Below are 9,592 nucleotides of genomic sequence, written 5' to 3'. Positions count from 1 at the left end.
CAGGACCTCCCCGAGGGGCTGCTGGGCGAGGACATGGTCTGAGACCGCTGGCCTGAAAGCCGGCACGGGAAAGGGGCGCTGCCCCTCTGCGCGTGCCGCGCATTCACCCCGGCATATTTCCTGAAAGATGAATGCATAAGGGGGGCCTTGCGGGCCCCCCGGAATGCGAAAGCGCCCCCCGGATCTGCTCCGGGGGGCGCTTTTTTTGGTTCAGGGGCCGGGGAACGGACCCGAAGGTCGGTCCGGAGGCAGCTGACCTCAGGCCTTGCGGCGGCGGACCGCGACGATGATCAGCGCGAGGATGATCAGGGCCACGATGCCGGCGACGATGAAGCCGATGGTGGCCAGCGTTGCCGCGTTGCGGATCAGGAAGCCCGGGGCCGCGCCCTGACGGATCTGCGCGACATCGGTGCCCTTCAGCCCGGCATCCCCCTGACCGAAGCTGGCGGTGACGTAGTTGGTCACGGCGGCGATCTGGTCATTGTTGAGGCCGGTGTGGATCACCTGGGTGTCGGTCGCGAAGGCCGGCATCACGGCGTGACGGTCGGCACCTTCGCGGTGGATGCCGTCGACGATGGCCATGACCAGGTTCGACGGGTTGGTACCACCAACGGCGGAGTTGCTGGTCAGCGACGGGAAGTAGCCATCGCGGGAGCCTTCCCCCTTGGTGCCGTGGCAGGCTGCACAGTTGGTGTTGTACAGCATCGCCCCGTCGGTCGAGGAGGTATCGAGATGCGCCGCGGTGTCATTCACCGAGGGGCTGTTCTCGAAGCTGGTCCAGTCGACCTTCTGCGCCTGCGAGACGGCATAGGTCGGCGTGGTCTGACCCGCGTTGCGGATCGCCGGAACCGTCTTCAGGTAGGCCGCGATCGAGTGCAGGTCCTCGTCGGTCAGGAAGCGGAAGCTCTTCTCGACGGCTTCGGCCATCGGGCCACCGGCCTGCGCCTTGCCTTCGGCATGACCGTCCTTGAGGTAATCGACGATCTCGTCATCGCTCCAGCCGCCCAGGCCGCTGACCTTGTCGGAGGTGATGTTCGGCGCGTGCCAGCCATCGACATCGGCACCGGCCAGGTACTTGCTGGTGCTTTCCGCCATCATCTGGTTGCGCGGCGTGTGGCAGGTCGAGCAGTGCGCCAGGCCTTCGGCCAGGTACTTGCCGCGGTTCTGCTCATCCGTCAGCGCGGGATCGGGGGTGAAGGGCTTGCCGTTGGCAAACACCAGATCCCAGCCCATCATGACGCCCGGCAGGTTGAACGGGAAGTCCAGCTCGGTCTTCTCGGACGGGGCCTTGTCCACCGGCTTCACCGCTTGGGTGAAGTAGGCATAGAGCGCCTTCATGTCGTCGTCGGTGATGTTCGAATACGACGTGTAGGGCATCGCCGGCAGCAGGTGGTGGCCGCCGGGGGCGACGCCCTTGCGGACGGCCTTGGCGAACTCTTCTTCCGACCAGTTGCCGATCCCGAACTCTTTCGAGGGGGTGATGTTGGACGAGATGATCGTCCCCATCGGCATGTGGAACGGATAGCCGCCCGCCATGTCCTCGCCGCCCGCGGCGGTGTGGCAGGCCGCGCAGTCGCCGGCCTTCGAGAGGTAGGCGCCGCGTTTCACCAGATCGCTGTCGTCAGCCAGTGCAGCCGAGGCAACCGAGACCAGCGCCAGGCCGAAGGCCGCGCCGATGCGTTTCGTCTTCAGGCCCATATCACACCTCCTTGGCGATGATTTCGGCGGTCCGGATGCCGAGGGCGACGGCCGTCAGCGTCGGGTTCACCACGCCGGCGGCGGGGATCGTGCCCACGGAGGCAATGAACAGGTTGTCGTGGTCGAAGGTCCGGCCCTCGTGGTTCACGACCGAGTCAGAGGCGTCCTTGCCCATGATCATGGTGCCCATGAGGTGGTCGTGGTTCTCGAAGCCGCTGATGCCCAGGATCTCGCCGCCCATGCGGTTGTTGATATCGTGGTACATGACCTTCGCGTGCTCGGCGCCCGCCTTGACGTAATCGTCGACGTCGAAGTGGATCTTGATGCCGGGCATGCCGATGCTGTCTTTCCAGTCGGGGTTCGGCACCAGCCGGTTCGCCGGGTCGGGCAGCATTTCGAAGAACGAATAGACATACATCCAGCGCGAGGACGTGTCCTTGATCCGCTCATCCAGCGCCTTGCCCATCAGGCCCTTCTCGATGGCTTCGCGGGCCATATCGATGGAGGGGTTCGGGTTCGCAAGGGCCGACTTGTTGGCCGAGAATTCCGAACGGTGCGCACCGTCGCGCCAGTCCATGATGGTGGCCTGCTGCACCGGGCCGCGGCCCGACCACATGGTGTCCTTGGCCAGGAAGCTCATGGAAATACCGATGTGGTCCATCAGGTTGCGGCCGACCATGTCGGAAGAGTTCGCGACGTCGTTCATCAACAGCAGCTTGGCGGTCTCGAAGCTGTGCGCCGCGATGACATAGGCCTTTGCCTTGAGCGTGTGCTCTTCCTTCTGGGGCGTCAGGTAGGAGATCGACTCGATCTTCTTGTTCGCGCCCTTGGTGATCTTGTGGACCACGGCCTCGGTGATCAGCTTGACGCCGGCCCGCTGGCATTTGTCCGCGTGGATCGAGCCGTTGTAGAGCGTGCCGATCGGGCAGACCTGGTCGCAGTTGTTGTTGCCCTGGCAGGCGGGACGACCATCGTAGGGACGGTGGGTCCGCACGGTGGGCTCGTGCACGATCTTGTAGCCTGCCGGCTCAAGAGCATCCTTCAGCGCCTTGGAACTGTAGACCCAGGGTTCGGCATCGACCGGGTAGGGCTTGGAACGGGGCGGGTAGGACTTGCCGGGGTTCTTGCCCGACTGGTCTTCGGTGTCCGAGCCGGCAATGCCCAGCTCGTATTCGGCCTTGGTGTAGTAGGGCTCGAGGTCCTCGTACTCCATCGGCCAGTCGCGGCCCTTGCCGTAGAGGGTGTTCAGCTTGAAGTCGTTGGGGATGTAGCGCCAGGTTGCGCCGCCCCAGTGCCAGGTCGTGCCGCCCACCAGCTTCAGCATCCCGGGCATCATGTTGAACGAGCCGGTGTTCTGAAGGTAGCCTTCCTGGTAGGAGGTCGGCGCCCAGGGGTTGTTCGGGTAGGGGTCGTTGTGGTCGTAGTGGCGGCCGGAGTTGCGGAAGTTCTCGACCAGTTTCCAGCGCGGCACGCTGGGGCCTGCTTCCAGCAGGATCACGGATTTGCCCTGCTTGGCGAGCGCGTAGGCCGCGTTGGACCCAACCGCCCCCGAGCCCACGACGATGACGTCTGCGTCGTATTCTTGAGCCATTGTTCTATCCTCGAAAAATCTTGTCCGGACGGATCCGGTGCGTGCTCAGCTCAGCCCTGCGTGGGCAGGTGGGCCCAGTAGCCGCTGCCCCAGGTGGAGTAGCTGGGGATGGGCGTGTAGGGCGAGGTCACGCCATAGGCGAGGGCCTGCGAGAAGGAGACGAAGAGCACGCCGTCATGGGCGGCCTGGCCCTTGGGTTCGCCGACATAGCCGAGGTAGAGCGCCTTCAGCAGCTCCTGCGCGGTCTTCTGCAGCTCGGGGGTGAAGCCCGGGTCCGCGGCCAGCGCATCGGTATCGGTGAAACCGCCCTTGCTGACGAAATCGCTCAGGGCGGCAGCGGCCTTGGCGAAGGACTCATCCTTCTGGTTGAGAGCGTTCCCGGCGCGGGCGACCAGCGCGGGATCGACATCCTTGCCGGACAGGAAGCTGGCAAGAGAGACCAGATTCGCATCGGCCCCGGCAGCGAAGGCCTGGGGCACGCCGCCGAAGGCCATGCCGGCCCCGGCAAGAATGGTCGTGGCCGCGAGGAACCTGCGTCGGCTGAACATCATCTTTGAATTTTCATTAATCTGGTCGCGTTTCTCGCGCTCACCGCTTCTCGGTATCATGTCGAGTGGCTCCTGGTCTTGGGCGGAATCGGCCCTCGAGGCCCGTGGGAGGTCCGGGGGGAAGGCCTATGGTGCACCGTGGCGTACTGCGCCCTATTGCCGCATCACACGCGTACCTACAATAGGGTGATCGAAGATTTATGGGATCGCTCCCATTTTTTCTTCACAGCTGTGACGATCAGCCAACGCAGCTTGACGAGGAGCCCCGCACAATCAGCTCGACCGGGATCACGCGGACCAGCGCCTCGGCCTTATCGATGAGGATATCGTGCACCAGATCGGCACAATGCCGCCCAAAAAGGCGGGCAGATTGGTGCACCGTGGTCAGCGAGATCGTCTCGCTTCCGGAGTCCACCGAGTCGTCGAAACCGACCACCGAGACATCCTCGGGCACCCGGTATCCAAGTCCGCGCAGGCGGTTCATCGCACCGAAGGCGATCCGGTCGCTGGCGGCGAAGATCGCGGTCGGACGCTCGCGCCGGGCCATCAGCGCATCGGCCCCGGCATGGCCGCCGTCCAGGTCAAACCAGGCGTGGTGGATGACCGGTTCCAGCCCGTGATCGCGCATGGCGCTGCTGTACCCCTCGGCACGGGCACCCGCCCCCGCCCCCTTCCCGCCCGAGATATGGGCGATCCGGCGATGACCGAGCGCATGAAGGTGATCGACCGCCAGCCGGCCCCCGCGCACGTCGTCGGCAATGACGCAGCGAATGCCGCGCGGGCTGACATCCTCGCCGATGTAGATGCAGGGCAGGCGCTGGCTGATCTCGGCCAGCTGCTGGGGATCGCGGGGCGAACCGATCAGGATCACCGCCACGACACGCTGGCGCAGCAGCAGCTCGATCTGGTCAAGCCGCACATCGATCCCGGACTTGCCCAGGCCAAAGATCGGATCCAGCCCGTCGGCCTGAAGCGCCTCCGAGATCTCGGAGGCCATCATCATGTGATAGGGGTTCATCGGTTCGCCGATCACGACACCAACGCTGGTGCCGCGCCCGCTGGCCAGTTGCCGCGCCGCGACATTGACCTGATAACCCAGCTTCTGCGCTGCCGCGAGAACCCGGTTGCGAACGTCCTCCCGCACGCCGGGATCACCGCGCAATGCCCGCGAAGCCTGGGAGCGCGAAACACCGGAGGCCGCCGCAACGTCCTTCAAGGTCGAAAAAGCCCGGCGCATCGCAATGTCCTCCCTCTTGCGCGCACGGCCCGGGCCGGACAGCCCCCGCCGCACCCGCCCGGTATTTCCCCGATTTGAACTCAATGCAAGGGAGTGCCGGGACGGGAGCGATCCCGCGGCGCAATCAGGCGGAGCGAACCTGGCCCGCGGATGCCAGGGCCGGGCGGCTGCGCGGCCCCGGCACGGCGAAGTGGCGCGCCAGCGAGTCGACCACGTGATCGGCCATCGCTTGGCGGGTCTCCTCGGTGCCCGAGCCCAGATGCGGGGTCAGCACAACCCGGGGATCGGCGATCAGCGCCTCGGGGACCTGCGGTTCATGCTCGAAGACATCGAGCGCGGCACCGGCGAGGCCGTCGGCGGCCAGGCAGGCCAGCAGCGCGGCCTCGTCGACCACGGGACCACGGGCGACATTGATCAGGAACCCACGGGGCCCAAGCGCCTCAAGCACGCGGGCATCGACCAGGTGGCGGGTCGCCTCGCTCAGCGGGCAGGTCAGGATCACCATGTCGCAGACCGCCGCCAGATCGGCAGGATCGGCATGGAACGGATAGTCCACCGGCTTGGCGCGCGGACCGTGGTAATGCACCTCGGCGCCCATCGCCTCAAGCCGGCGGGCCAGTGCCTGGCCAATGGTGCCAAGGCCCACGATCCCCACCTTCATCCGCGAGATCGAGCGCCCGAGCCGGTATTGCGGCTGCCCCGGCCACTTGCCCGCCCGCACGAAGCCATCGGCCTGCACCAGATCCCGCGTCACCGCCAGCGCCAGGCCAAGGGCCGCATTGGCGACATCCTCGGCCAGGATATGAGAGGTGTTCTCGATCACGATGCCGCGGGCCTTCACCGCCGGCACGTCGACATTGTCCAGCCCCGCGCTGTAGCTCGAGATGATCTCAAGCTGCGGCAGCGCCTCCAGGAAGGCCGTGTCGATGATCGTCTTGCGCAGGGCGACACCGCGCACCCGCGCGCCCTCGGCCTCCAGCACTGCCCGCGCGGCCTCCGGCTCGGTCGGCAGGTCGATCACGTCGAAGGTCGCCTTCAGCTCGGCGACGGTGGCCTCGGGCAGCTTGGCCGCCTTCAGGATGATCGGTTTTTCCATTTTGTGTCTCCTGCATCGCTTGTCTGGACCGGAAGGCGCCGCCCCCCGGTCCGAAGAACCCGAAGCCTCAGCCAACCGTTTCCGGCAGCAGGCTGTCGGGAAGGTTCTGGTAGCTGACGGGCCGCAGGAAGCGCCGGATCGACAGGGTTCCGACCGAGGTCGCCCCGAAGTTGGTCGAGGCCGGGTAAGGCCCGCCATGCACCATCGAGTCCACCACCTCTACGCCGGTCGGGAAACCGTTGACCAGCACACGACCGGCCTTGCGCTCCAGCACCGGGACCAGATCGCGGGCAAGTGCCTCATCACTGTCCTCCATGTGCATCGTGGCGGTCAGCTGGCCCTCGAAACCCTTCGCCAGCGCCACCATGTCGGCGGCCTCGGGCACGCGCACCACAAGGCTCAGCGGGCCGAAGACCTCCTCGGTCAGGGCGTGATCCTCCAGGAAGGCGGCAGAGGAGACCTCGTAGAGGTTCGGGCTGGCCGAACGCCCCTCGCTTTCCGTGGTGTAGACCGCGCGGACCGAATTGCGCCCGTCAAAGCGCGCCTTGCCGTCGCGATAGGCCTTTGCCATGCCTGCGGTCAGCATGACCTGCGGCCCCACGGCCTTCAGCGCCTCGGCGGTGGCTGCGACAAAGCTGTCGCCCTCGGCCCCTTCGGGCACCACGGCGATGCCGGGATTGGTGCAGAGCTGACCGGCAGAGCCCGTCATCGAACCGGCCCATCCCTTGCCCATCGCCTCGGCCCGTGCAGCCAGCGCGCCCGGCAGCACGAACATCGGGTTGACCGAGCCCAGTTCGCCGAAGAACGGGATCGGCTCGGGGCGGGCGGCGCAAAGGTCGAACAGCGCGCGGCCCCCGCCCAGCGATCCGGTAAAGCCCACGGCCTTGATGCGCGGATGCTGCACGAGCGCGGTGCCGACATCGCGCTTGCCCCCCTGCACCAGAGAGAAGACGCCGCGATGCACGCCGCAGCTTTCGATGGCGGCATGGATCGCTTCGGCGACGATCTCGCTGGTGCCGGGATGGGCGGTGTGGCCCTTGACCACCACCGGGCAGCCCGCCGCCAGCGCCGCCGCCGTGTCGCCCCCGGCGACCGAGAAGGCGAGCGGGAAGTTCGAAGCACCAAAGACCGCGACCGGGCCGATGGGCCGCTGGATCAGCTTCAGGTCGGGGCGCGGCATCGGGGCACGGTCGGGCATGGCCGGATCATGGCGCAGGTCCAGGTAGGCGCCCTTCAGGATGTGATCGGCGAAAAGGCGCAGCTGGCCGGTGGTGCGGCCCCGTTCGCCCTGAAGGCGACCGGCAGGCAGGCCGGTTTCCAGGCAGCCGATCTCGGTGATCGCGTCGGCGCGGGCCTCGATCTCATCGGCGATGGCGTTCAGGAAGGCGGCGCGTTCGGCGCGCGGGGCATAGCCGTAGGACCAGAAGGCCTCCTCGGCGGCCTCGCAGGCCAGGTTCACCAGCTCGACCGTGCCCATGGAGAAGGCCATCGGGGCGCCCTCGGCGGGCTCATTGTCGAACTTGGCATCGGTGGCAACCCAGTCGCCGGCAATCAGGTGCTTGCCATGGGGGGTAAAGGTCATCTCGGTCTCCTTTCGGATTTCGGATCTGGGGGAAGTATCGGGGTCAGAGACGCCGTCACAGGCCGGTGCGCGCGCGCCAGGCCTCGTACTTCTTCTCGTTCTCTTCCAGCGTGCAGGGGTAAAGGCCGATGATCGGGGCGCCATTGGCGACCTGTTCGATCACGAAGGCCTCGTAGCTTTCCATGCCGGCGCAGGCCTCGGCGATCTCATCGGCCAGATGCGCCGGGATCACCATCACGCCATCGCCGTCCCCGACGATCACGTCACCGGGGAAGACCGCAACGTCGCCGCAGGCAATGGGGATGTTGATATCGGCGGCCTCGTGTTTCGTCAGGTTGGTGGGCGCGGAGGGGCCGGCATAGAAGCAGGGCATGTCCAGTGCGCCGATGCCTTCGGCATCGCGGAAGCCCCCATCCGAGACGACGCCGGCACAGCCGCGCACCGCAAGCCGGGTCACCAGGATCGAACCTGCGGTTGCGGCGGACGCGTCCTTGCGCCCGTCCATCACCAGAACCTGGCCGGGCGGGCAGGTTTCCACGGCGACGCGCTGCTTGTGGGCGGGATCGCGGAACACTTCCAGCGGGTTGCGGTCTTCGCGCGCGGGCAGGTAGCGCAGGGTGAAGGCCTGCCCGACCATGGTCTCGGGCTTGCGGGTCACCGGGCGCACCCCCTGGATGAACTGGTTGCGCAACCCGCGCTTGTAAAGCTGGGTCGCGATCGACGCCGTGGAGGCGCGTTTCAGCTTGGCCTTGGTGTCTTCGGACAGGACATAGGCCTCGGCTTCGGGAAGCGTGTGGGTGTTCATGTCAAAGCTCCTTCAGAAGATGTCGGGTTCGCCGGCGGTTGCGCCGTAGGAGGTTTCGAGGAAGTCGAAGTCGCAGCCCTTGTCGGCCTGCGTCACGTGCTTGGAGAACATGTGGCCATAGCCGCGCTCGTAGCGCTTTGCCGGGGCGCTCCAGGCGGCGCGGCGGGCCTCCAGCTCGGCGGCGTCGACCAGCATGTCGAGGGTGCGCGCCTCCAGATCCAGCCGCACGATATCGCCCGTCTTCAAGAGCGCCAGCGGACCGCCGACGTAGGATTCCGGGGCGACATGCAGCACGCAGGCGCCGTAGGACGTGCCCGACATTCGCGCGTCAGAGATCCGCAGCATGTCGCGATAGCCCTGCTTGATCAGGGCCTTGGGGATCGGCAACATGCCCCATTCCGGGAAGCCCGGGCCGCCCTGGGGACCGGCATTCCTCAGCACCATCACCGTGTCGGGCGTGATCTCCAGATCCTCGTCATCGACCGCCTTCTTCATCTCCGGGTAGCTGTCGAAGACCAGCGCCGGGCCCTCGTGCTTGTAGTATTTCGGATCGCAGGCCGCAGGCTTGATCACCGCGCCATCGGGGCAGAGGTTGCCGCGCAGAACCGCGAGGGAGCCCTCGTGATAGACCGGGTTCGACAGCGGGCGGATCACGTCGTCATTGTAGACCTGCGCGCCCTCCAGGTTCTCGGCCAGGGTCTTGCCGGTGACCGTGATCACCGTGGTGTCCAGCCGGTCCTCGATCTGCTTCATCAGCGCGCGCAACCCGCCGGCATAGAAGAAGTCCTCCATCAGGTAGTCCTTGCCGGAGGGGCGCACGTTGGCGATCAGCGGCGTGGTGCGGCCAAGCGCATCCAGATCGTCCAGCGTCAGGTCGATGCCCGCACGGCGCGCCATGGCGATCAGGTGCACCACGGCGTTGGTCGAGCAGCCGGTCGCCATGGCGACGATGGCGGCGTTCCGTACGGAGGCGTCCGTTATGATCTTCGAGGGCACCAGGTCTTCCCAGACCATGTCGACGATGCGCCGCCCGCA

The 9,592-nt window shown here is 66.5% G+C and carries 8 protein-coding genes; all 8 read right to left on the bottom strand.

The window, feature by feature from the left end; all coding sequences use genetic code 11:
- Positions 1–258: 258 nt before the first annotated feature.
- Positions 259–1,698 carry a c-type cytochrome gene (locus KM176_RS24570; protein WP_160897300.1) on the bottom strand — a complete coding sequence of 480 codons (1,440 nt, stop codon included), beginning with the start codon at positions 1,696–1,698 and terminating at the stop codon, positions 259–261.
- A 1-nt stretch (position 1,699) separates the two neighbouring features.
- Entirely contained in the window at positions 1,700–3,289 is a 1,590-nt protein-coding gene (locus KM176_RS24565) for a GMC family oxidoreductase (RefSeq protein WP_160897301.1), read from the bottom strand.
- 50 nt (positions 3,290–3,339) lie between these two features.
- Positions 3,340–3,840 (bottom strand): sugar dehydrogenase complex small subunit, encoded by a 501-nt coding sequence (locus tag KM176_RS24560; protein ID WP_160897302.1) that lies wholly within the window; start codon positions 3,838–3,840, stop codon positions 3,340–3,342.
- A 235-nt stretch (positions 3,841–4,075) separates the two neighbouring features.
- On the bottom strand, positions 4,076–5,074 hold the full coding sequence (locus KM176_RS24555) for a LacI family DNA-binding transcriptional regulator (RefSeq protein WP_160897303.1): 999 nt from the start codon (positions 5,072–5,074) through the stop codon (positions 4,076–4,078).
- Between the two features lie 124 nt (positions 5,075–5,198).
- The gene (locus tag KM176_RS24550) at positions 5,199–6,170 is read right to left on the bottom strand and encodes a 2-hydroxyacid dehydrogenase (protein ID WP_160897304.1); all 972 of its coding nucleotides are present in this window, start codon (positions 6,168–6,170) and stop codon (positions 5,199–5,201) included.
- Between the two features lie 67 nt (positions 6,171–6,237).
- Entirely contained in the window at positions 6,238–7,752 is a 1,515-nt protein-coding gene (locus KM176_RS24545) for an aldehyde dehydrogenase (NADP(+)) (RefSeq protein ID WP_160897305.1), read from the bottom strand.
- Positions 7,753–7,807: 55 nt separating this feature from the next.
- Positions 7,808–8,557, bottom strand: coding sequence for a ribonuclease activity regulator RraA (locus KM176_RS24540; RefSeq protein WP_160897306.1), 750 nt, complete (start codon positions 8,555–8,557; stop codon positions 7,808–7,810).
- 12 nt (positions 8,558–8,569) lie between these two features.
- On the bottom strand, positions 8,570–9,592 hold a 1,023-nt coding region (locus KM176_RS24535), incomplete at its 5' end, for a dihydroxy-acid dehydratase domain-containing protein (RefSeq protein ID WP_215558845.1).

Origin of the sequence: Pseudooceanicola endophyticus, assembly GCF_018760365.1 — a bacterium.
GTDB classification, from domain to species: domain Bacteria; phylum Pseudomonadota; class Alphaproteobacteria; order Rhodobacterales; family Rhodobacteraceae; genus Pseudooceanicola; species Pseudooceanicola endophyticus.
The sequence above is the reverse complement of the archived record's forward strand: the minus strand, read 5'-3'. Positions and strand labels throughout refer to the sequence as shown.